Annotated in this window: 20 protein-coding genes and 2 pseudogenes; 16 read left to right on the top strand and 6 right to left on the bottom strand. The window is 74.9% G+C overall.

Annotated features, from left to right (window positions below; genetic code table 11):
- Positions 1 to 193 precede the first annotated feature (193 nt).
- From SGLAU_RS30540 to SGLAU_RS30555, 3 genes and pseudogenes are all read left to right on the top strand, one after another.
- Positions 194 to 1750, top strand: a complete 1557-nt coding sequence (locus tag SGLAU_RS30540; RefSeq protein ID WP_043507254.1) for a serine hydrolase — start codon at positions 194 to 196, stop codon at positions 1748 to 1750.
- A gap of 636 nt (positions 1751 to 2386) precedes the next feature.
- Positions 2387 to 3046, top strand: a pseudogene (locus SGLAU_RS30550) (lysophospholipid acyltransferase family protein); the annotation flags it as partial.
- 282 nt (positions 3047 to 3328) lie between these two features.
- Positions 3329 to 4531: an alpha/beta hydrolase family protein gene (locus SGLAU_RS30555; protein WP_043505813.1), complete on the top strand. Its 1203-nt coding sequence runs from the start codon at positions 3329 to 3331 to the stop codon at positions 4529 to 4531.
- A 148-nt stretch (positions 4532 to 4679) separates the two neighbouring features.
- Here SGLAU_RS30555 and SGLAU_RS35355 read toward each other — a convergent pair whose 3' ends face one another.
- Entirely contained in the window at positions 4680 to 4925 is a 246-nt protein-coding gene (locus SGLAU_RS35355) for a hypothetical protein (protein WP_159072814.1), read from the bottom strand.
- A 188-nt stretch (positions 4926 to 5113) separates the two neighbouring features.
- Here SGLAU_RS35355 and SGLAU_RS30560 point away from each other — a divergent pair, with 188 nt between their 5' ends.
- Both SGLAU_RS30560 and SGLAU_RS30565 read left to right on the top strand, forming a co-directional pair.
- The gene (locus SGLAU_RS30560; RefSeq protein ID WP_099052878.1) at positions 5114 to 5986 is read left to right on the top strand and encodes a trypsin-like serine protease; all 873 of its coding nucleotides are present in this window, start codon (positions 5114 to 5116) and stop codon (positions 5984 to 5986) included.
- Positions 5987 to 6070: 84 nt separating this feature from the next.
- Positions 6071 to 6790, top strand: coding sequence for an adenosylcobinamide amidohydrolase (locus tag SGLAU_RS30565; protein WP_052413967.1), 720 nt, complete (start codon positions 6071 to 6073; stop codon positions 6788 to 6790).
- A gap of 550 nt (positions 6791 to 7340) precedes the next feature.
- Here SGLAU_RS30565 and SGLAU_RS30570 read toward each other — a convergent pair.
- Entirely contained in the window at positions 7341 to 7706 is a 366-nt protein-coding gene (locus SGLAU_RS30570) for a TraR/DksA family transcriptional regulator (protein WP_052413968.1), read from the bottom strand.
- Positions 7707 to 8093: 387 nt separating this feature from the next.
- Here SGLAU_RS30570 and SGLAU_RS30575 point away from each other — a divergent pair, with 387 nt between their 5' ends.
- The 4 genes from SGLAU_RS30575 to secD all read left to right on the top strand — a co-directional run bounded on the left by SGLAU_RS30575 (position 8094) and on the right by secD (position 12637).
- Entirely contained in the window at positions 8094 to 9062 is a 969-nt protein-coding gene (locus SGLAU_RS30575; protein WP_043505814.1) for a HAMP domain-containing sensor histidine kinase, read from the top strand.
- Positions 9059 to 9742 carry a response regulator gene (locus tag SGLAU_RS30580; RefSeq protein ID WP_043505815.1) on the top strand — a complete coding sequence of 228 codons (684 nt, stop codon included), beginning with the start codon at positions 9059 to 9061 and terminating at the stop codon, positions 9740 to 9742. The genes SGLAU_RS30575 and SGLAU_RS30580 overlap by 4 nt, the downstream gene beginning before the upstream one ends.
- 58 nt (positions 9743 to 9800) lie before the next feature.
- Complete coding sequence (locus tag SGLAU_RS33025; protein WP_052413969.1) at positions 9801 to 10229, top strand: hypothetical protein; 429 nt, start codon at positions 9801 to 9803, stop codon at positions 10227 to 10229.
- A gap of 110 nt (positions 10230 to 10339) precedes the next feature.
- On the top strand, positions 10340 to 12637 hold the full coding sequence (gene secD / locus SGLAU_RS30590; RefSeq protein WP_043505817.1) for a protein translocase subunit SecD: 2298 nt from the start codon (positions 10340 to 10342) through the stop codon (positions 12635 to 12637).
- Between the two features lie 33 nt (positions 12638 to 12670).
- Here the strand turns inward: secD and SGLAU_RS30595 are convergent, their stop codons facing one another.
- The 3 genes and pseudogenes from SGLAU_RS30595 to SGLAU_RS30605 form a co-directional block, all read right to left on the bottom strand.
- Positions 12671 to 12886 carry a hypothetical protein gene (locus tag SGLAU_RS30595; RefSeq protein WP_043505818.1) on the bottom strand — a complete coding sequence of 72 codons (216 nt, stop codon included), beginning with the start codon at positions 12884 to 12886 and terminating at the stop codon, positions 12671 to 12673.
- A 100-nt stretch (positions 12887 to 12986) separates the two neighbouring features.
- Positions 12987 to 13283, bottom strand: a complete 297-nt coding sequence (locus tag SGLAU_RS30600) for an SCO0607 family lipoprotein (RefSeq protein WP_043505819.1) — start codon at positions 13281 to 13283, stop codon at positions 12987 to 12989.
- 148 nt (positions 13284 to 13431) lie between these two features.
- Positions 13432 to 13879: pseudogene (locus SGLAU_RS30605) on the bottom strand (hypothetical protein).
- A 62-nt stretch (positions 13880 to 13941) separates the two neighbouring features.
- Here SGLAU_RS30605 and SGLAU_RS30610 point away from each other — a divergent pair.
- Both SGLAU_RS30610 and folE read left to right on the top strand, forming a co-directional pair.
- Positions 13942 to 14667 (top strand): helix-turn-helix transcriptional regulator, encoded by a 726-nt coding sequence (locus SGLAU_RS30610; protein ID WP_099052879.1) that lies wholly within the window; start codon positions 13942 to 13944, stop codon positions 14665 to 14667.
- Between the two features lie 55 nt (positions 14668 to 14722).
- On the top strand, positions 14723 to 15403 hold the full coding sequence (gene folE / locus SGLAU_RS30615) for a GTP cyclohydrolase I FolE (RefSeq protein WP_078957968.1): 681 nt from the start codon (positions 14723 to 14725) through the stop codon (positions 15401 to 15403).
- An 18-nt stretch (positions 15404 to 15421) separates the two neighbouring features.
- Here folE and SGLAU_RS30620 read toward each other — a convergent pair whose 3' ends face one another.
- Positions 15422 to 15736 carry a helix-turn-helix transcriptional regulator gene (locus SGLAU_RS30620; RefSeq protein ID WP_043507264.1) on the bottom strand — a complete coding sequence of 105 codons (315 nt, stop codon included), beginning with the start codon at positions 15734 to 15736 and terminating at the stop codon, positions 15422 to 15424.
- A gap of 912 nt (positions 15737 to 16648) precedes the next feature.
- Here SGLAU_RS30620 and SGLAU_RS35025 point away from each other — a divergent pair.
- The 5 genes from SGLAU_RS35025 to SGLAU_RS30645 are packed head-to-tail and all read left to right on the top strand — an operon-like array spanning position 16649 to position 21195.
- On the top strand, positions 16649 to 16759 hold the full coding sequence (locus SGLAU_RS35025) for a keywimysin-related RiPP (RefSeq protein ID WP_107408983.1): 111 nt from the start codon (positions 16649 to 16651) through the stop codon (positions 16757 to 16759).
- A gap of 26 nt (positions 16760 to 16785) precedes the next feature.
- Entirely contained in the window at positions 16786 to 18642 is a 1857-nt protein-coding gene (locus SGLAU_RS30630) for a lasso peptide isopeptide bond-forming cyclase (RefSeq protein ID WP_043505821.1), read from the top strand.
- Positions 18639 to 18923, top strand: coding sequence for a lasso peptide biosynthesis PqqD family chaperone (locus tag SGLAU_RS30635; RefSeq protein WP_318536230.1), 285 nt, complete (start codon positions 18639 to 18641; stop codon positions 18921 to 18923). The genes SGLAU_RS30630 and SGLAU_RS30635 overlap by 4 nt, the downstream gene beginning before the upstream one ends.
- Positions 18920 to 19354, top strand: a complete 435-nt coding sequence (locus SGLAU_RS30640) for a lasso peptide biosynthesis B2 protein (RefSeq protein WP_043505824.1) — start codon at positions 18920 to 18922, stop codon at positions 19352 to 19354. Before SGLAU_RS30635 ends, SGLAU_RS30640 begins: the two co-directional genes overlap by 4 nt.
- A complete protein-coding gene (locus SGLAU_RS30645) occupies positions 19351 to 21195 on the top strand; it encodes an ABC transporter ATP-binding protein (RefSeq protein ID WP_078957969.1) in 1845 nt (614 codons plus the stop codon). Before SGLAU_RS30640 ends, SGLAU_RS30645 begins: the two co-directional genes overlap by 4 nt.

Raw genomic sequence — 21195 nt, forward strand, 5'->3', positions numbered from 1 at the left:
GGGAGGAACCCGTCGTCCACGCGATCACCACGATGCCGGCGGCCTCGTGCGGGTGGCCGGGATCGAGCTCGCTCCCCGCGGGCCGACCGCCGGCCGCGAGGGCGGCCGGGTCCGCGCGGGGGATCGCACGGTGACGAACCGCGGGTCCGCGGCCCCGCGCGACAGACGGCGCCGCACGTCCTTCAATGGAGAGGTGAGTCCTCTCGCATGGATCGCCGCGGCCGGGCTGACGGCGCTGCTGGGCGTCACCGCGCCGGGACCATCCCCGCCCCCGCCCCAGCCGCCGCCCCAGCTCGACGACGCGGAGGTGCGGCGGGCCGTGGACCGGCTCGACGGTGTGGTCGAGGCGGCCATGCGGCGCACCGGGGCGCCCGGCGTGGCCGTCGCCGTCGTCCACGACGGGAAGGTGCTCCACCTGAAGGGGTACGGGGTGCGGATGGCCGGCGAGCGGGCGCCCGTCGACGCCGACACCGTCTTCCAGCTCGCCTCCGTCTCGAAGCCGATCGCCTCCACCGTCGTGGCCGGAGCCGTGGGTGTCGAAGGCTGGTCCGAGCCGGTCGCCCCGAACGTGCCGGACTTCCGCCTGAAGGACCCCTGGGTCACCTCCCACGTGACGGTCGCCGACCTCTTCTCCCACCGCAGCGGCCTGCCCGACCACGCCGGGGACCTCCTCGAAGACCTCGGCTACGACCGCGCGTACATCCTGTCCCACCTGCGCCACGAGCCCCTGGCGCCGTTCCGCGCGAGCTACGCCTACACCAACTTCGGCCTGACGGCCGCCGCCCAGGCCGTCGCCGACGAGAAGGGCGTGCCCTGGGAGAAGCTCGCCGCCGACACCCTCTACAAGCCGGCCGGCATGGACTCCACCAGCTCCCGCTTCGAGGACTACGAGAAGGCCGCCAACCGGGCCCGCGGCCACGTCAGGAGCGCCGACGGCACCTGGCAGCCGGAGTTCCTGCGGAACCCGGACGCGCAGTCCCCCGCCGGCGGCGTCAGCTCCACCGCCCGCGACATGGCGGCCTGGCTGCGGCTCCAGCTCGCCGACGGCAAGCTCGACGGCAAACAGATCATCGACGCCGAGGCCCTGGAGCGCACCCACCGTCCCGAGTCGGTCACGGGCCCGCCCCAAGCCCCGGCCGGCCGCACCGCGTTCTACGGCCTGGGCTGGAACGTCAGCTACGACGACGAGGGGCGGCTCCGGCTCTCCCACACGGGAGCGTTCGCGCAGGGCGCGCACACCAATGTCACCATGCTGCCCGGCGAGCGGCTGGGCATCGTCGTCCTGACGAACACCTCACCGGCCGGGGTCGCCGACGCCGTCGCCCTCGACTTCTTCGACATCGCGCAGACGGGCGAGGTCAGCCGCGACTGGATCCCCCTCGTGGACGCGTTGTACCAGCAGGAGGCGGACGCGGACCGGTCGAAGACCGACTACGCCCACCCGCCTTCCGGCGCCGCCCCCGCGAAGGCCGCCGGCACCTACGCGGGCACGTACGCGAACGACTACTACGGGCGCGCCCGGGTCGTCGCGGGCGACGACGGGGCCCTGACGCTGGAACTCGGCCCGAAGCCCCAGACGTACCGCCTCACCCACTACGACGGCGACACGTTCAGCTTCCGGACCGCGGGCGAGAACGCCGTCGGTCCGACCGGGGTCACCTTCACCCCGGACGGGAAGTCGTTCACCGTCGAGTACCTGGACACCGAGGGACTCGGCACCTTCACCCGGGCCGGCGCGACCCCCAGGTGACCGCTCGCCCCGCCCCGGCGCTCCCGGAACGCCGGGGGAGGTGACCGGCCGGGCCGGTGGACGGCCGTTCTGGCGCGGTGGCTCACGCCGGCTCTTCCGCCAGGGTGTCCGCCACGTGGCCGGCGCGCCGCGGCAGCCGGTCGGGCCGCGCGTCGCCGAGCAGGTGATCACCGTGGGGGACCGCCCGGCCCCGTCCACGACCGTGATGCGCGGTGCGGGACCGGCGAGGTCCACCGGCCGGGCGAAGTCGCGGGCGGCGTCCGCCCCTTCGGCGCGCCGGGCCATGATGTCCCGTACCGGCGTCGGCAGGTGCGCCCGGTCCAGGCGGAACGGGCCGCTGACGGTGGCGGCCGCCGCCACGCGCGGCTCCAGCGCCGTCCGTGCGAGGCGTGGCGAGTCCGCCCGTCCGGGCCGGCCGTCCGTGCGAGGCGTGGCGAGCCCGCCTGCCACGAACCGGCCGGCGCCCGCCCACCGCCCTTCCGGCCGGGAGGCGGGGCGGGAGCCGGCGCGGGCCGGCCGCACCCGCGGCGCGGCCGAGCCGTCGAGCGCGAGGAATGAGTACGAGGACTCAGGACCGGGCGGCGCCTGACGACGAGGATGGAGGGCGACACACCGCCGACACCTGGAGACCGCTCCGTGCTCAGCCGCCTCGCCGACCTCGTGGTGCCCGCCTTCGGCCGACTGTCGGTGACCACCGACCCCGCGACCGACCTCGCGCCGGGCAGCATCATCGCAGCGAACCACACCTCGCTCGCCGACCCCGCCGTCGTGCTCGCCGCCCTGCGCCGCGTCGGCGTCGAACCGGTCGTCATGGCGACGGCGGGCCTGTGGCGCGTGCCGGTGCTCGGGCGTGCCCTCGTACGAGAGGGCCACGTTCCCGTGCACCGGGGCGACCGGCGGGCCGCGACCGCGCTCGACCTGGCGGCGCAGGCCCTCGAACGGGGCCGGTGCGTGCTCATCTACGCCGAAGGCGGTCTGCCCCGCCGCAGGGACGCCGCGGAAGCGGCACCCGGCGGATTCCGCAGCGGTCTCGTGCGGCTCGCCGAGCGCGCCGGCGCGCCCGTCGTGCCGGTGGGCCAGGCCGGTGCCCGCCGGATCACCTCCGGCAGCGCGGCGAAGCAACTCGCCGGCCTGGCGACGGCGCCCGTCCGGCGTCCGCGCCTGCACGTCCACATCGCCGCCCCGCTGGTCCTGACCGGGGACGCCGCGGAACGCACCGCACGGGCCCACGCGGCGGTGACCGGGGCGTGGCGGACGGCGGCCGCGCACCTGGGCGAACCCGCGGCGCTCGCGGCCGGGCGACGCGGTGACGACCGTCCGTCCCACGGCTCGTCACTCGTCCCGCCCGCCCCGCGCGGGCCCGTGGGCGAAGCGGGTTCCACGCCCCGGCGGGACGCCGCCTGACCCGCTCTGCGCCGCCCGAAGTCCCGTTCCGCAGGGCGGAGGTGACGGCCGGTCACGTCGCCGGTGCCCGCGTCACCCCTTACCCGGACCGGGTGAGGAATCAGACTCAGGTCGCACACCCGTCGCGACCTGAGGCGGACGCCACGACCGGAGGCGGCTGCCTAAGGTCCGGGCATGAAGACGTTACGTATGGTGAGTACCGCGGCCCTCCTGGCGGCCCTGGCCGTGCCCGCCGCCGTCCCCACCGCCGCACACGCGCAGGACCCCGGCGGCAGGGCGCCCGCGCCTGCCGCTGCCCAGCGGACCACGACCGGTGTCCTGCTGCCGCGCCCCACCGGGGCCTCACCGGTCGGCCGGTCCACCCTCCACCTCGTCGACGCCTCCCGGCAGGACCTGTGGGTGCCCGAGCGGCCCCGCGAACTGATGGTCGACGTGTACTACCCCGCCCGTGGCGCAGCGGGCCGCCCCGCCCCGTACGCGGACCCGCGCGAGGCGCTGCTGCTGGTGCGGGCGGCGGGCGGCACGGACCCCGAAGCCGCGGCGCGACTCGGGGCCACGCGGACCCACAGCACCACCGACGCCGTGCCGGAGCGCGGACGCCACCCGCTCCTGCTGCTCTCACCCGGATTCGGCGCACCCCGTTTCACCCTGACCACCCTCGCCGAGGACCTGGCGAGCCGCGGCTACGTCACCGCCGTGGTGGACCACGCCCACGAGTCCTCCGGCACCCGGTTCCCGGGCAACCGCATCCTCACCTGCGTGGCCTGCGACAAGGCGCAGACCTGGGAGGACATGCACAAGGCGACCGTCAACCGGGGGCAGGACCTGTCGTTCGTGCTGGACCGCCTCACCGGCCCGCACCCGGCATGGCGCCACGCCTCGACGATCGACCGCAGGCGGGTCGGCGCGACGGGGCATTCCATCGGCGGTGCGGCGGCCGCCTCGCTCATGGCGCAGGACGGCCGCGTCCTGGCCGGCATCAACATGGACGGCTCCTTCGGCGACCCGATACCCGCGGACGGACTCGGTGACCGTCCGTTCATGATGTTCGGCGCCGACGAGACGCACGGGTCGAACGGCCCGGACCCGACCTGGCAGGCCGCCTGGAAGAACCTCGGCGGCTGGAAGCGCTGGCTCACCGTCACGGGGTCGCACCACTACACGTTCTCGGACATGCCCGTCGTCTTCGACCAGCTCGGCCTGCCCTACCCCGACACACCCCCGACCATCCCCGCGGACCGCGCGGTGACGGTGACGCGCGACTACACCGCCGCCTTCTTCGACCTCCACCTGCGCCACCGCCCGCAGCCCCTGCTGGACGGCCCCTCGCCGGCCCACCCGGAGGTGCTCTTCCTCCAGCCCGACGCCGGGCGCTGACGCATCCTCAGGTCCCGTCGCGGCGACACCGCCGGAACACCGGCCGGGTCACCGGAGCCCGGCCCGACCGCGCACACGCCCAGGGCCTCACCGCCGACCGGTGAGGCCCTGCGCGCCGACGCCACGCGATGGGCACGCTCCGGTCGCCTCACTCGCGCCTGCCGCCCGGGAACCCCTTGCCCTGCCTCACGGCCGCCTCGGCCCACTCCTGCGCCCACGGCTCGCCCTGCGCCCACGCCTGACGCACGGCGTCGAGGAACGCCTCCTCCTGGGCATCGGCATCACTCGGGTGCTCTTCCGCCAGGCGGGCCCGCAGGTCCAGCACGTACTGCGCCGTGAGCCGGGTGAGTCCGTACCGGCGTGCCAGTTCGGGAACCGACGATTCATTGATCATGCCCGGTTAACGACGCACGGCGCCACTGGTGGTGGCCGCTCCCACGCACCACCCCAGCCGGCTGCACCCCGGCCGGCCGCGCGGCCGGGAGCGGTGGTCCGTGGTCTTGCCGCGGGCGATCACAGGCGCTTCAATGCACCCACCCCCCACAGGAGAACACCCGGTCCCACCCAGCGAAGGGGTTCTTCTTGACCGCCATCCGCGCCACCGCCGTCATCGCGGCCGCCTGCGCCACCGTCCTCGCCACGGCATTGCCGTCGTCCGCGATCAACTCCTACAACGCGACTCCCGCCCCCGAACGCACCGAGGTCGGCGCCCTCGTGGCCACCTGGGACGACGACGGCGATCCGGCCACCCCGGACCGCGTCGACTGGGTCTGCTCCGGCACGATGATCGACGCCGGCACGTTCCTGACGGCGGCCCACTGCACGACGGACTGGCCGGACGGCGTGCGGTTCCACGTCTCCCTCGACCAGGACGTCCAGTCCGGCCTGGACGCCGCGGCGAAGAGGTTCCCCGGCGATCCCGCCGCGCAGGCCGCGGCCGTCGCCGTCGAGGGCACCGCCCACAGCCACCCCGGCTACCCGGGCCCGGCCGCCGACACGCACGACATCTCGGTCGTCGAGGTGCCCGCCGCGACGATGCGGTCCCGCTGGTCCTTCACCCCCGCCGCGCTGCCCACCGCCGGCCTGCTGGACGCCCTCGGACCCCAGCGGCTCGACGCGACCGAGTGGACCGTCGCCGGATACGGCACCCAGGAGGCCGCCCGAGGACCTGGCGGCCACACCCACCCGGGCGGCGGCGTCCGGCTGAAGGCACCGGTGAGCTTCGGCGCCCTCAACGACGCCTGGGTGCGCCTCGCCATGACCGCACCGCAGGGCAACGGCGGCGCCTGCTACGGCGACTCGGGCGGACCGAACTTCGCCGTCATCGACGGCAGGCGCGTCCTCGCGGCGACGACCGTCACCGGCGACAGCCCGTGCTACGCCACCAACGTCACGTACCGGCTGGACACACCGGGCGCGCGCGCCTTCCTGGCCCCGTACGTCGCGCTGCCGTAGCCGCCGGGCGGCTCACCCCCGGCGCCGGCCCGGACGGCGGGGCGTACGATCAGCCGGTTCCCGCCTCGCAAGGAGTACCGTCCGGTGACCGCCGTCCTTCCCCCGCCCCGCCCTGCCACCGGTCTGCTCCCGGTGGAGCAGCTCGACCGCGTCGAGCGCGGCGAGCGGCTGCACGGTCTGCTGTGGCGTGCGGGCGACGGCTGGCGGATGATCAGCAGCGCCGTGCTCGGTGGCGGCCTCGGGGAACGCGCATGGGTCCTCAACGCCCAGGTGTCCCACGGCTACCGGCGCACCGACCCGGACCGGCACCTCGCCGGACTGGCGCGGGAGGCCGGAGCCGAGGGGCCGGGGGTGGGGCTGATGACGGCCGCCGACGTCCGGGCGTACGGGCGCGCGTGCGACGGCGGGGTGGAGGTGGTCGCCACCACCGGGCTCGGGGTGCGCGGCTGGGCGGCTTCCCCGGCGGAGGGCACGCCCGCGGCGGCGCGGCCGGGCACGATCAACATCGTGGTGGCGCTTCCCGTGGCGCTGACCGACGCGGCGCTGGTGAACGCGGTGGCCACCGCCACCGAGGCCAAGGTGCAGGCGTTGCTCGACGCCGGGTACGACTGCTCCGGGACCCCCACGGACGCGGTGTGCGTCGCCGCCCGGTCCCCGGGCGGGGACGACGAGGTGCACGCGTTCGCCGGCCCCCGCTCGCTGTGGGGTGCGCGCGTGGCCCGAGCGGTCCACCGCGCCGTCCGCGCCGCCGCCCGCCAGGCCGGCGTCCCCGCGGAACACCGCTCGCCGGCCGGCCGGCCGTAGCGCGCCACCGCCTGCCCGGGCCAGCCGCCGACGCCGCTCGGGGCGGACGACCGGAGGACCCGGGCGGGGGAGTGCGGACCCGTGATCGTGCCCGCCCTGCTCCTCTGCTCTTCGGAGAGCGTCCGCGCGGGACGGTGGCCGCTGCCCGAGGCGCCCTTCAGCATGTGAGCTTCCTATCCGGCCGCAGACGCCGGCGACAACCCGATGAACAGTGCGGCACGGCCGGTCGTGCCTGCTGGCGGGTGCGCGCGGGGGAGCCCGGCCGTACGCGGGCAGCCGTCGGCCCTCCCGTGGGGAGGGCCGGGAGGGACGGCGTGGTCCGCGCCGAGTGGCCCGGGCGGACCAGGGGCGGCGGCTGTCGGAGCGGGGGACGCCGCCGGGAGCAGCATGGCACTGGTTTCGGCCAGACAACAGCCTCATGACCGAAAATTGGCGATGATCGTCCGGCCTCCCGTACCCGCCGGCACCGTGCGCGGCAGCGGGCCTGCGGGACGACCGTCGGCCGTTCCCGGGCGACGGGACGCCCGGAACCGTCAGCCCGTGCGGCCGGTCAGACGGTGGCGCGGCGCTGACAGGCGACGCAGTAACGGGTGTAGGGGAGGATCTCCAGGCGCTCGGCCGGGACGGGTTTGGAACAGGCGAGGCAGGTGCCGTAGGAGCCGTCGTCGATGCGGCCGGACGCCTCGTCGATCTCCTTGAGGACCCGCCGGATCGCCTCGGTCTGGGCGGACATGAGGTGGTCGTGCACGCTCTGGCCCGTCTCCTCCAGGGCCTTCAGCTGGGCCAGCCGGGTGCTGCGGGCGTGTTCGAGGCGCTGACGGGCCTCGTGGGCGGTGAGCCGCCCAGGTCGGGGCTCCGTCCGGGAGCCGGGGGTCTCGGTCTCCGGACCACGGGTGCGGGAGGCGTCGAGCGACACGTCGAGGGTCCTTTCGCGGGGCGCACCGGGGATGACGGGTGCGGCAGTGGCCGTCCGGCCGGCCGGGGCCCACGCCCACCACGGCCACGGGCCCGGCCGGCCGGACGGCCCGGGCACCTTCGACTCTCCTCGGCCGGCCTTCCGAATCCCATCGGGCGCAGACCCCATTCACCCGGGACCGCGGTGACCATACGGCTTCGGCGCGGGCCACGGATGGGTGCGCCGTGCCCGCGGATATGGGGGTCGGCCCCCATCGACGGCACGCAGGGGAGAAGGCAGGCTGGGCACAGGGTCGGCCGGGACCCGAGGCCGCGGCTCCCGCCCCGGGGCGTGCGACGACCGACGGCAGCCGATCACCGTCGGATCGCAGAAGGAGAGTTCCCCCCGGTGTCGCTGTTCTGGCGGATCTTCGGGCTCAACGCCCTGGTGCTGGGCACCGCGACGGCACTGCTCCTGTGGGCACCCGTGACCGTCTCCGTGCCGGTGCTGCTGACCGAGGCGATCATCCTGGTCGGCGGCCTCGCCGTCATGCTCGTCGCCAACGGCACCCTGCTGCGCTGGGGCCTCGCCCCGCTGGACCGGCTGACCAGGCTGATGACCACCGTCGACCTGCTGCGGCCGGGACAGCGGCTGCCGGTGCCCGGCGCCCGCGGCGGGAGCGAGGTGTCGGAACTGATCCGCACGTTCAACGCCATGCTCGACCGGCTGGAGCACGAACGCGCCACCTCCAGCGCCCGGGTCCTGCTCGCCCAGGAGGCGGAACGCCGCCGTATCGCCCAGGAACTGCACGACGAGGTCGGGCAGAGCATGACCGCCATCCTGCTGGTCCTCAAGCGTGCCGCGGACGACGCTCCCGAGCCGCTCCGCGGGGAACTCCAGCAGGCCCAGGAGATCACCCGGGCGAGCCTGGACGAGGTCCGCCGTCTGGTGCGCCGCCTGCGGCCCGGCGTCCTGGACGACCTCGGCCTGTTCAGCGCCCTCACCTCGCTCACCGAGGACTTCGCGACGCACACCGGGCTGCGCGTGGTGCGCCGCCTCGACACCGACCTGCCCGCCCTGGACCGGGAGAGCGAGCTCGTGCTGTACCGGGTCGCCCAGGAGAGCCTGACCAACGCGGCCCGCCACGCGGACGCGGGTCAGGTCGAGGTGGGCCTGCACCGGGCCGGTGACGCGCTGGTACTGGAGATCGCCGACGACGGCCGCGGCATCGAGGCGGCGTGCGAGGGCGCGGGGATCCGCGGCATGCGCGAACGCGCCCTGCTCGCCGGGGCCGCCCTGGACATCACCTCCACACCCGGCACCGGCACCCGGATCCGCCTCACCACGCCCGTCCCCAGGAAGCAGCCCCGACCATGACCGAGCCGACACCGACGCCGGCCACGACGCCGGCACCCATCCGCATCCTGCTCGCCGACGACCACGCGCTCGTACGCCGCGGCGTGCGTCTCATCCTCGACCGGGAGCCCGACCTGGAGGTCGTCGCCGAAGCCGGGGACGGCGCCGAGGCCATCGAGGCGGCCCGGCGCGGCGAACTCGACCTCGCCGTCCTGGACATCGCCATGCCACGGCTCACCGGGCTCCAGGCGGCCCGGGAACTGGCCGCGCTCAGACCGGGGCTGCGCATCCTGATGCTGACCATGCACGACAACGAGCAGTACCTGTTCCAGGCGCTGAAGGCCGGCGCCTGCGGCTACGTGCTGAAGTCGGTCGCCGACCGGGACCTGGTCGCCGCCTGCCGGGCCGCGATGCGTGACGAGCCGTTCCTCTACCCCGGCGCGGTCACCGCCCTGATCCGCAACTACCTGGACCGGGTCCGGCACGGCGAGCAGAACCCGGAGCACGTCCTCACGCCCCGCGAGGAGGAGGTGCTCAAGCTCGTCGCCGAGGGCCACTCCTCCAAGGAGATCGGCGAGATCCTCTTCATCAGCGTCAAGACCGTGCACCGGCACCGGGCCAACCTGCTGCACAAGCTCGGCCTGCGCGACCGGCTGGAGCTGACCCGGTACGCCATCCGTGCCGGGCTCATCGAACCCTGACACCCACCCGCCGGCCGCCCGGCCGGTGACTGCGGCACCCACCAGGAAGGAACGGTGCATGCGCTCGGCCCTCCGCACCGTCCCGGCCACTGCTCACCGGCCCGCGGGCCCGCTCGCGGTGCTCCTCGCCCTCCTGCTGGCGCTGGTGCTGGTCCCCGTCGACGTCGCGCCGGAGGACCCCGGCGGGCCGGCGCCGGGCCCGACGGCCGCCGGGGCCGGCCCCCGGCCCGCGGACACCGGTCATCGCGCGGACGCCCCGTCCGACAGCGGCTGCCCGGCCCAGGCCCGGACCCGCTACGGAGGCCCCGCCGAGCACCTTCATCCGCACCCGCAGGCCCCCGACCACAAGGCGACGCCGGCCCGGCGCACCACCGGGGCACCCCGCCTCGCCGCACCGGCACCGGCGCGGTCCGCGTACCTGCCCGTCTCTCCCGGCCGGTCGGCGCACGACCGCGGCCGGGCGCCCCCGGCCCCCACGAGCACCTGAACCGACCCCACTCCCACTCCTTCCCGTCGCGACCACGCCTGCCGCCGCCACCGCTCCAGCCACTGCCGCGGTGGCCGCCGCCGTGCCGTGACGTGCCCTGCCGGAGGCTCGTGTTGAAACGCCGGAACAACTCCCGCAACTCCCTGCGCCTGCGTGCGCTGCTCGCCCTCGCCGTGATCGCCGCGTCGCTGGCCGTCGCCCTGACCACGCCGGTCCGCCTCGGCCTGGACCTGCGGGGCGGCACCCAGATCATGCTCGAAACCCGCTCCACGCCCACCACCGACGCCGGCCGGGCGGCCACCGACCGCACCGTGGAGGTGCTGCGCGGCCGTATCGACGCCCTCGGCATCGCCGAACCGACCCTGGTCCGCTCCGGTGACGACCGCATCCTCGTCGAACTGCCCGGGGTGCAGGACCCGAAGGAAGCCGCCGACGTACTGGGCCGCACCGCACAGCTCACCGTCCACGCGGTCATCGGCCGGGCCGGGTCGGGCGAGGCCGCCGCACCGCCCGCCGGGACCGCCGGGGAGCGGGTCCTGCCGGACGAGTCCGGCCGGCCCCTGCGGCTGAAGGCCCCCGGCCTCACCGGCCAGGACGTCAAGGGCGCCGACGCCCGCTTCGACCCGCAGAGCGGTGCCGGATGGCACGTCACCGTCGACTTCGGCGACTCCGGCAGCGACCGGTGGACGCGGCTCACCGCGCAGGCCGCCTGCCACCCGGCCGGTGACCCGCAGCGCCGGATCGCCATCGTCCTCGACGGCGCGATCATCTCCTCCCCGCAGGTCGACCCGTCCGTGTCGTGCGGCGCGGGCATCCCGGGCGGCACCACCCAGATCACCGGCTCCTTCGACGACGAGGAAGCGCGCGAACTGGCCCTGCTCATCTCCGGCGGCGCCCTGCCCGTACCGGTCGAGATCGTCGAACAGCGCACGATCGGCGCCACCCTCGGCGACGCGGCCATCGAGGCCGCGGCGTGGGCCGCCGTCATCGGCACCGCGCTCACCGCGCTGTTCATCATCGCCGTGTACCGGCTCCTGGGCGTGCTCGCCACGGTGGCCCTGGCCTGCTACGGCCTGCTCTCCTACGCCGCGCTGGCCGCGCTCGGCGCCACCCTGACCCTGCCCGGCCTCGCCGGGTTCGTCATGGCGATCGGCATGGCCGTGGACGCCAACGTCCTGGTGTTCGAGCGGGCCCGGGAAGAACACGCCACCCGCAGCCGGCCCAGCCCCCGCTCCGCGCTGACGGCCGGATTCCGCGCGGCGCTCAGCGCCATCGCCGACTCCAACATCACCACCCTGATCGCGGCGGCCCTGCTGTTCACCTTCTCCTCCGGCCCCGTCCGCGGCTTCAGCGTGACCCTCGGCATCGGCGTCCTCGCCTCCATGATCAGCGCCCTGCTGATCACCCGGGTGCTCGCCGAGTACGCCGTCGGCCGCCCCGCCGCACTGCGCCGGCCCCGCGTCACCGGCATCGCGCACACCGGCTGGGTCCGCAGCCGGCTCCAGCGCCGCGACCCCTTCCTGATGCGCCACCCGCGCCGCTGGCTGGCCGCCTCGGCCGCCGCCCTGGTCCTGGCCGCGTCCGGCATCGTCGTGCGCGGCCTCGACTTCGGCATCGAGTTCACCGGCGGCCGGCTCATCGAGTACTCCTCCACCACCCCCGTCGACCCGGACCGGGCCCGTGCGGCCCTCGCCGACGCCGGCTTCCCCCGCGCCGTGGTGCAGTCCTCGGGTGACACCGCCCTCACCGTGCGCGCGGAGCACCTGACCAACGCCGAGGCGGCCACCGTCACCGAAACCATCAGAAGCCTCGGGGGCGAGACGAAGAAGCTCCGCGACGAGCTGATCGGCCCCAGCCTGGGCGACGAGCTGCGCCGCCACGCCCTGATCGCCCTGTGCCTGGCGCTGGGCGCCCAGCTCCTCTACCTCGCGGTCCGTTTCCGCTGGATGTTCGGCGCCGCGGCCGTCGGCGCACTCGCCCACGACGTGCTGATCCTGGTCGGGGTGTTCGCCTGGCTCGGCAAACCCGTCGACGGCGTCTTCCTGGCCGCCCTGCTCACCGTCATCGGCTACTCGGTCAACGACTCCGTCGTCCTCTTCGACCGCGTCCGGGAACTGCTCGCCCGCGACCACACCGCACCGCTGTCCCGGGTGACCAACCAGGCGATCCTGCAGACGCTGCCCCGCACCGTCAACACCGGCATGGGCGCCGCCCTCATCCTCACCGCCCTCGCCGTCCTCGCCGACGACGCCCTCACCGACTTCGCGCTGGCCCTGCTCATCGGGCTGGCGGTCGGCACCTACTCCTCGGTCTTCACCGCGGCCCCCCTCACCATCGAACTGCACCCACGCCGGCGGGAGCGGGCCGCACCCCGTCCCACCGGGAAGGCCGGCGCGGCGGCGGCCTGAGCACGAGCCGCGCCGCCGTCCGGCCGGCGCCGCTCAGTGCGTCCAGACGTCCGGTCCGCCGCCGCGCCACTCGATCAGCGGGCTGCGGACCACGTCCATCTCGTCCCAGTGGTGGAGCCCGGCCTCCTGCATGAGCCGGGCGATGTCCTGCACCGAGTAGGCCAGGCCCAGGATGGCCCCGTCCGCGCGCACCCGCCGGCCGCCGGACTCGTCCGGCGGGTACACGGTGACGGGCTGGTCGGAGGCCATGACACCAGGGTGCGGCCGGACGCCCGGCGCCGCCCGTCGGCAGGGCCGGCCGGGGGAGGCGGCGCCGCGGCGGCCGCCTCCGCAGCGACGGGACAGGACGTCACCGCGGCAGCGGGACGACGCGGCCGTTCTCGTCGACGGTCTTGTCGGACCAGTACCGGTCCCACGTGTCGTCCAGGTGGACGGGCACCTTGCCCTCGGGGTAGCGCGTCCAGCCGGGAGCCGGTTCCTCGTCCCGGGCCACGCAGCCGCTGCCCGCGTCGTTCACGGCGAGCACCGGGTCCTCGTCGGGCATGCAGACCCGTTCCTGCCACCCGGCGCAGCCGGTCAGCAGCAGTGCCGTGACGCCACCCGCGAGGGCGAGGGCGAGAAGGGAGGTGCGGGGGTGCTGCGGCATGGGTGCTCGGCCTTCCGTGTCGGTGTCTGCCGCAAGTCTCGCCGCGGGCCCGGGGCCCGGGATGAGTACGCGTACTCATCCGGAGGTGAGTGACGCGGGTGAGCCGGGGGGCTCACCCGCGGTGTGGCGTCGTGCGGCCGGTCCGCCGTCAGCGCGGCTGCCGCTCGCCGTGGTAGTGCCGGGCGAGCCGGGCGAGGGCGACCGCGCCGAGCAGGAGTCCGAAGTCGCGCAGCGCGATGTCGTAGTACCCGGGGACGGTCAGCAGGTCGACGATGATCCCGGCGAGCCACGCGGCCACCAGCCAGCCCCCGAAGCGGGGGGGGGGCGAGCGCGACGGCGAGACCCGCGACGATCTCGATCACTCCGACGGCGTACATGGCCTGCTGGGCGCTGCCGGGCAGTACGTCGTCGATCCACGGTGCCAGGTAGCCGGGCCAGTCCACGAGCAGGTTGGTGAACTTGTCCAGCCCGAAGAGGACCGGGGCCACGGCGAAGCCGGTGCGCAGGACGAGGAAGGCCTGGTAGCCGGGGTCGCGGAGCGAGGGCCGCCGGGTACCGGCGGACCCGGTGGTCGTGGTGGTGGTCGTGGACGACATGGCGCCCTCCTTCTATCGCCAACTCTCACTATCGATAGAAGCCCCGAAACCTTCTTTAGTCAATGGCCGTGGGTTTTACACTGGTGTGCGTGGAACACGCGAAGGAAGCACCCCACCCCGACGTCTCCGCCGTCGCCGCACTCGACGAGCCGACCCGCAGGAGGCTCTACGACCACGTGGTGCGTCAGCCGCGACCGGTCAGCCGCGACGAAGCCGCCGAGGCGCTCGGCCTCGCCCGGCAGACCGCCGCCTTCCACCTGGACCGGCTGGCCGGCGAGTCACTGCTCGACGTCGTCTACGAGCGGCGCAGCGGGCGCACGGGCCCGGGCGCGGGACGGCCGGCCAAGCTCTACAAGCGCTCCGCCAAGCAGGTCACCGTCACCATCCCGGAACGGCACTACGAGCTGGCCGGCCGGCTCCTCGCCCAGGCGCTGGAGGAGTCGGAGGTCACCGGCGAGCCGGTCCGCGCGGTGCTGCACCGGAAGGCCCGCGCCCTGGGCGCGCGGCTCGCCGGGCCCGGCCGGGCGGATGTGCTCGCCGTGCTGGAGGACAACGGCTTCGAACCGCGCGAGGACGGTGACTCCGTCGTCCTGGGCAACTGCCCCTTCCACGCCCTCGCCCGCGAGCACACCCGGACGGTCTGTGGTATGAACCTCCACCTGCTGCGCGGCGTACTGGACGGGCTCGCCGGGCACGGCCTGCGGGCGTGCCTGGCGCCCGCCCCCGGTCACTGCTGTGTCCGCCTGGAGCCGGACCACCCGCCGGCCGGTGGCGTGCGCGCGTCCTGAGCCGCAGCGCCGCCACCCGCCGGCCGACAGCTCGACAACCCACGAGGAGCAGGTCATGGACATCTCCGCACCGAGCGCGGCCGCGGCACCGGGAACGGCCGGCGTCCGCGCCGGCGTCGCGGGCATCCCCGGTCCCCAGCTGCCGCCGCCCGTCACCCCGTTGCGGGTCGTCCACGACACCCGGGCCGTGGACCTGCCCGCCGCCGAGCGTGCCGCCGCCCAGTTCCTCGCGGCGCTCGGCATCGCCACCGACACCGAGAGCCTGTACGGCACCCCCGGCCGGATGGCCCGCGCCTACGCCGAACTGTTCAGCCCGCGCCCCTTCGACCTGACGACCTTCCCCAACGACGAGGGATACGACGAGCTGGTACTGGCGCGCAGCATCCCGGTCCGCTCGGTGTGCGAGCACCACATGCTGCCCGTCGTCGGCACCGCCCACGTCGGCTACCTGCCCGGCGACCGCATCCTGGGCCTGTCCAAACTCGCCCGGGTGGTCGAACACTTCGCCTGCCGGCCGCAGGTTCAGGAACGCCTGACCAAGCAGGTCGCCGACTGGCTGCACACCCATCTCGAGCCCAAGGGCGTCGGTGTCGTGATCGAGGCCGAGCACACCTGCATGACCCTGCGCGGGGTCCAGGCGACCGGCTCGAGCACCATCACCTCCACCCTCCTCGGCGCCCTCCGCCAGGACGCTCGTTCGCGGGCGGAGTTCCTGGCCCTCACCGGGGCCGGGTGAGCCGGCGGTGCCGGCCCGTCAGCCGACGCGTTCGGCTTCGTCCTGGAGGAGCAGGGAGAGCAGCGACGCGACGGAGAGACCGGCTTCCGCCGGGTGGCGCAGCACCTTGTCCGGCTCGATGCGGTAGGTGTTCGTGCGCCCGTCCCGGGTGTGGGAGAGGTATCCGTCCTGTTCGAGGTCGGAGATGATCCGCGCGACGGCGCGCTCGGTGAGCCGGCAGCGAGCGGCGATGTCACGGATCCGGACGTTCGGGTTGTCGGCGATGGTTGCCAGGACGCGCGCGTGGTTGGTGATGAACGTCCATCCGGTGTGGGATTCGGGCACTACAACCATGCCCCGCATTGTAGGAGACCCCGTTGCCTGAACCCAGATGCATGACATATTTTTCAGGTAACGTCTGGCCTGCGTTCGCAGGGGGGCCACGAGCCCGGTGGTCCTGGACGCCTCCGGCATCACCTTCGCGGACTTCGCGCCGCTGAACCCGCTGGTCCTCACCCACCGGTCGGGCGCCCCGCGTGTGGCCGCGCCGTCGCGACAGCTCCGGCGGCTGTGCGACCTCGCCGGAGCCGACACCGTCCCGGTGGTACGGGAGACGGTGGACGAAGCCGCGGACGCCCGACCCTCGTCACCGGCCGGACCGCCGGAGATGCGCGGTGGACGCAACCGGCCTACCGTGGATCCCGCGAGGGCGGTCGACCGCGGTGACCGTCCTCCCGCGTTGGTCGTCTAAGGAAAGACACCCCGCTTCCTGCGGGGAAATGCAGGTGCAAGGCCTGCCCGGCGCTCGGCTCGAGAACCCCGCCCCACCGAGGAAGGGCGGGGTTCCGTCATGTCCGCACCGCCCGAGTGCCGAAGCCGCGGACGGCGTCCCACCCCCGTGGAGCACCGATCGCCCGGCCGGATCGCCGCGTCCGCGCCGGTGGGCCGTTGCGTACTCGCCCCGCAGTGCGCCGGGCGGCGCCCCCGCGGTCCGCGCGCCTGTTCCGGCCACCGCCCGGACCGGCAGGCCCGGCTCCCCGCGCAGGTCGAAAGGTCTCTGCTGCTCCATCGCCTCCCCGCGCCACCCCCCTCTCCCGCGACGGAGACGGTCGGCTGGCCGAATGACGCCCCGTCCGGACCCTGCAAAATACGCTGATACGACTTACGTCGGGTGTCTTGTTCGTGACGCGTGCGGCCCCGCTAGCTGGTGGCACCGCCGCCGGCCGCAAGGAAGGCCGGCGGCACCGCTCACAGCGAGGTGATGGCATGAAGAAGGCGTACGAGGCCCCGACGCTCGTCCGGCTCGGATCGTTCCGCCAGAAGACCGGACTGCTGCAGCGCCACGGCAACGACCGTCTGATCCTCAGCAAGAACTGACCGCGGCCGGCGCGTAACGCGACCACATGCCCGAGCTGCACGAGAGTGCGGAACCGGGCCGCGGCGACGCCCACTTCGCGGTCTTCCCCGACTGCGCGGAGGCGGCCGCCGCGGCCCGCTTCTTCCGCCGACCCGGTACCCGTGTCCTGACCCACGCCTCCGGCCGGCCCTGGCTGATCGGCCGTTGGTCCGACGCCGAGATCGTCACCGGCCGAGCCCCCGGAACGGCCCTCGCCGCCCTCGGATGGTGCGGCGCCGGCCCCCGCCACCTCGAACGGCACGCCGCCCGCATGCGCGACCTCGCCGAAGTCGACGCCCTCGCCCGGTCCCTGCCGGGGAGTTTCCACCTGGTCGCCGCCCACGACGGGCAGCTCAGGGTGCAGGGCACCGCCTCAGGGCTGCGGCTGGTGTTCCACGCCCGGATCCACGGTGTCCACGTGGCCGCGACCAGCGCGGACCTGCTCGCGGCGGCCCTGGGAAGCCGGCCGGACACCGGTCGGCTGGCCGTCAGGCTCCTGTGGCCCGTGCCGCACCCGCTGTACGAGACCTCCGTGTGGGAGGGAGTCGACGCGGTCTCCCCCGAGGACGCCCTGATCGTCTCCGCCGACGGACGGCGGGTCCGCCGATCACGCTGGTGGCGGCCCCCGGAGCCGGTCCGCACCCTCGCGCGGGGCGCGCCGGCCGTCCGCGAGGCGCTGGCCGAGGCCGTCGACCTCCGCACCCGGACGGGCGGCGTGGTCAGCTGCGACCTGTCCGGCGGACTCGACTCCACCTCGGTCTGCTTCCTCGCCGCCCGCTCCTCCGCCTCCCTGGTGGCGGCGACCTGGCCCGGACGGGATCCCGCGGACACCGACCTGGCCTGGGCCCGGCAGGCCGCCGACCACCTGCCGAAGGCCGACCACGTCGTCTGGGACGCGGACGCGTCGGCCCTCGTCTACTCGGACCTGCTCGGCATCGACGACCTGCTCGACGAGCCGACCATCGGCGTGATGGACCGCTCACGCGTCCTGCAGCAGCTGCCCTGGCTGGCCGCACGCGGCAGCCGGGTCCACCTCACCGGCATCGGCGGCGACCACGTCGCCTGGTGCTCGGAGGCCTACTACCACCGGCTGCTGCGCACCCGCCCGCTGTTCGCGCTGGGCCGGCTGCGCGGCTTCCGCGCCCTGTGGAACTGGCCGCTCGGCGCGACGGCGCGAGCCCTCGCCGACGCCCACTCCTACCCCGACTGGCTGGCGGACTCCGTCCGGCGGCTGCGCGCGCCGATGCCCGAGACCTCGGTGACCGGGAGCCTCGGCTGGGGGATGCCGCCCCGCCTGTTCCCCTGGATGACCGCCGAGACGGAACGGCTGGCCCGCGCCGCCCTGCTGGCCTCGGCCGCGCGCGCCGAGCCGCTGCACCGGGACCGCGGCCTGCACACCGACCTCGAACTGATCCGCACCTGTACGCGCATCATCCGCCAGTGGGAGCGGATGGCGACCCGGGCCGGCCTTCCGATGGCGTCACCGTACCTGGACGACCGGGTGATCGAGGCGTGCCTGGCGGTCCGGCCGGACGAACGCGTCACGCCCTGGCAGTACAAACCGCTGCTCACCGAGGCGATGCGCGGCGTCGTCCCGGACGAGTGCCTGCGCCGTACCAACAAGGCCGAGGCCTCGATGGACGCGTCGGACGGACTGCGTCGCCACCGGGGCGACCTGATGACCCTGTGGACCGACTCCCGGCTGGAACGCCTCGGCCTGGTGGACGGCGGGGAACTGCGCCGGCTCGCCCAGCGGCCCTCCGCCCCCGGCCTGCGCGACGCGATCCTCTACTCGACCATCGCCTGCGAGGTGTGGCTGCGCGCCCGGGACCGAGCGCCACGCCCGGGATCCGCCGCCGCATGACACGACAGCAGAAAGGCGCCGACCCTATGACCCTCCGCTTCCACCAGGACGTCTCCACCGCCGAGACCGGGTACGGAACGGTACTGCTCGACCAGCGCACCGGTGAGTACTGGGAACTCAACCCCACGGGCGCGCTGGTGGTGCGGACCCTCATGGACGACGGCGACGAGACGGCCGCGGTCACGGCGCTCGTCACCCGGTTCGACATCGACCGCGACCGCGCGGCACAGGACGTGACGGCACTGGTGCGCGACCTCCGGGACGCGGGGCTGGTCTCATGACCACACCCAGCGCCCTGGACCGCCCCACCGGAGTGCCCCTCGCCCGGCGGCTCGCCGCCCGTCTCGTCCTGCTGCCCGCCCTGGCCCTGTCGTTCCTGCCGCCTCGCCACATCCGGACCGTGCTGGAGCGCGTACGCCGGGGCGCGCGGCCCGCCACCCCCGCACAGGCCGCGGCGGCCCGCGAGGCACTGTGCGCGGTGAGCCTGCGCTGCGCGGGCCCGCGCGGCTGCCTGCCGCGTTCGCTGGGCGCCGCCCTGCTGTGCCGGGTGTACGGGACCTGGCCCACCTGGTGCACCGGAGTGCGCACCCTGCCGCCGTTCGCCGCCCACGCCTGGATCGAGGCCGGCGGCCGCCCCGTGGGGGAGGGCGTACCGGACGACTACTTCGCGCGGCTCATCAGCGTGCCCCCGGCACGGCGGGCGACGACGTGAGCGACACGGCCGTCGCGGACGGGACCCCGTCCGGACCCGGACCGGGCGAGGACGCGGCGGGACGGCCACCGCGCACCGCGGACACAAGGACGACGGCGGGTTCGGTCGCCGCCCTGTTCCGGCTGACGGAGGGTCACCGGCGCGGCATCGCCGCGGCGACCGGGCTCACCCTGGCCGCGTCGGCCGTGGGACTCGCCCAGCCGCTCGTCGCCAAGCACGTCGTGGACGCCGGATCCCGCGGACAGGTGCTGTGGCCGTTCCTGCTGCTGCTGTCCGGGCTGTTCGTCGCCGAGGCCGCCGCGGGCGCGACCGGCCGGTTCCTGCTGGACCGCATGGGCGAGGGCGTGGTCCGTACGGTGCGCCACGGACTCGTGACGCGGCTGCTGCGGCTGGAGATGCGGGAGCTGGACCGGCGCCGCCGCGGCGACCTGGTCTCCCGTGTCACCGCCGACACCACGCTGCTGCGGGACGTGATGTCGCAGGCCCTGGTCGACCTGCTCACCGGCTGCCTGGTCTCCGCCGGGGCGCTCGTGCTGATGCTGTGGCTGGACCCGCTGCTGCTGCTCCTCGTCGTGCTGACGGTCGCCCTCGCCGCGGCCGTCGTCACCACCCTGCTGAAGGGCATGCGTACGGCCTCGGAGCAGACGCAGTCCTCCGTGGGCGCGATCGCCGCGGAACTGGAGCGGGCCCTGGCCGCGCTGCCCGTGGTGCGGGTGTACCGGGCCGAGGAGCGCGAGGCGCGCCGCATCGGCCGGCGGGTGGACTCGGCCCACGGGGCGGGTGTACGGGCGGCGAGGCTGGCCGCGGTCATGAGCAGCGCCGTCGAACTCGCGGTCCAGGGCTCCTTCCTGCTGGTCCTGGTCGTCGGCGGCGTGCGGGCCGGCAGCGGGGGAGCGGACTCCCTCGGAGACCTGGTCGCCTTCCTGCTGTACGCCTCCTACCTGGTCATGCCCCTGTCGTCGGTGTTCCGCGCCATCGGACTGATCCAGCGCGGCACCGGTGCGTACCTGAGGATCGACGAGGTCCTCGCCCTCCCCGAGGAACCCGCACGCCCGCCCGCCCGCGCGATGCCCCGCCCGGACCCGCCCGGCACGCCGCCCGCGCTGGAGCTCACGGACGTCCGCTTCTCCTACGTCCCTGGCCGGCCGGTCCTGCGCGGAGCGGCCCTCACCGTGCCGCGGCACGGACTGGTGGCCCTCGTCGGCCGCTCGGGCGCCGGCAAGAGCACCCTGTTCTCGCTGATCACCCGACTGTACGACCCGGACTCCGGGACCATCCGGTACGACGGGCGCCCGGCGGCGGCCCTGAGCCGCCGGGAGAGCCGGGCCGGCATCGCCCTCGTCGACCAGAACACCCATGTGCTGGAGGGAACACTCCGCGAGAACCTCACCTACGCCGCCCCCGACGCCACCGAGGACGACATCGTCCGCGTCGTCCGGCTGGCCCGGCTCGGCCACGTGGTGCGCCGATTGCCCGGGGGCCTGGACGGCAGACTGGGCGACCACGGTGGCAGCCTCTCCGCGGGAGAACGCCAGCGCGTCGCCCTGGCCCGCGCGCTGCTCGCCCGTCCGCGGCTGCTCCTGCTCGACGAGCACACCTCACACCTGGACGCCGTCAACGAGACGGCGCTCACCCGGACGCTGGGCGCGGTCACCCGCGACTGCGCGGTCCTCGTCATCACCCACCGTCTCGCCACGGTGCGGCACGCCGACCGGATTATCGTCCTCCAGGACGGCCGCACGGTGGCCTCGGGCCGGCACGACGAACTCCTCGCCACCAGTCCGGCGTACCGGGAACTGGCCGCCACGCACGCCCTGCACCCGGAGGGCCGCGGGAGCTGA

The sequence above is a fragment of the Streptomyces glaucescens genome (genome assembly GCF_000761215.1).
Taxonomy (GTDB): Bacteria; Actinomycetota; Actinomycetes; order Streptomycetales; family Streptomycetaceae; genus Streptomyces; species Streptomyces glaucescens_B.

What these genes read in the sequence shown, in the direction of transcription:
- SGLAU_RS30555 (WP_043505813.1), top strand. Translation starts at nt 3,329, where the DNA reads ATGAAGACGTTACGTATGGTGAGTACCGCGGCCCTCCTGGCGGCCCTG.
- SGLAU_RS35355 (WP_159072814.1), bottom strand. Translation starts at nt 4,925, where the DNA reads ATGATCAATGAATCGTCGGTTCCCGAACTGGCACGCCGGTACGGACTC.
- SGLAU_RS30580 (WP_043505815.1), top strand. Translation starts at nt 9,059, where the DNA reads ATGACCGAGCCGACACCGACGCCGGCCACGACGCCGGCACCCATCCGC.
- SGLAU_RS33025 (WP_052413969.1), top strand. Translation starts at nt 9,801, where the DNA reads ATGCGCTCGGCCCTCCGCACCGTCCCGGCCACTGCTCACCGGCCCGCG.
- SGLAU_RS30595 (WP_043505818.1), bottom strand. Translation starts at nt 12,886, where the DNA reads ATGGCCTCCGACCAGCCCGTCACCGTGTACCCGCCGGACGAGTCCGGC.
- SGLAU_RS30600 (WP_043505819.1), bottom strand. Translation starts at nt 13,283, where the DNA reads ATGCCGCAGCACCCCCGCACCTCCCTTCTCGCCCTCGCCCTCGCGGGT.
- SGLAU_RS30610 (WP_099052879.1), top strand. Translation starts at nt 13,942, where the DNA reads ATGGCCGTGGGTTTTACACTGGTGTGCGTGGAACACGCGAAGGAAGCA.
- folE (WP_078957968.1), top strand. Translation starts at nt 14,723, where the DNA reads ATGGACATCTCCGCACCGAGCGCGGCCGCGGCACCGGGAACGGCCGGC.
- SGLAU_RS30620 (WP_043507264.1), bottom strand. Translation starts at nt 15,736, where the DNA reads ATGGTTGTAGTGCCCGAATCCCACACCGGATGGACGTTCATCACCAAC.
- SGLAU_RS35025 (WP_107408983.1), top strand. Translation starts at nt 16,649, where the DNA reads ATGAAGAAGGCGTACGAGGCCCCGACGCTCGTCCGGCTCGGATCGTTC.
- SGLAU_RS30630 (WP_043505821.1), top strand. Translation starts at nt 16,786, where the DNA reads ATGCCCGAGCTGCACGAGAGTGCGGAACCGGGCCGCGGCGACGCCCAC.
- SGLAU_RS30635 (WP_318536230.1), top strand. Translation starts at nt 18,639, where the DNA reads ATGACACGACAGCAGAAAGGCGCCGACCCTATGACCCTCCGCTTCCAC.
- SGLAU_RS30640 (WP_043505824.1), top strand. Translation starts at nt 18,920, where the DNA reads ATGACCACACCCAGCGCCCTGGACCGCCCCACCGGAGTGCCCCTCGCC.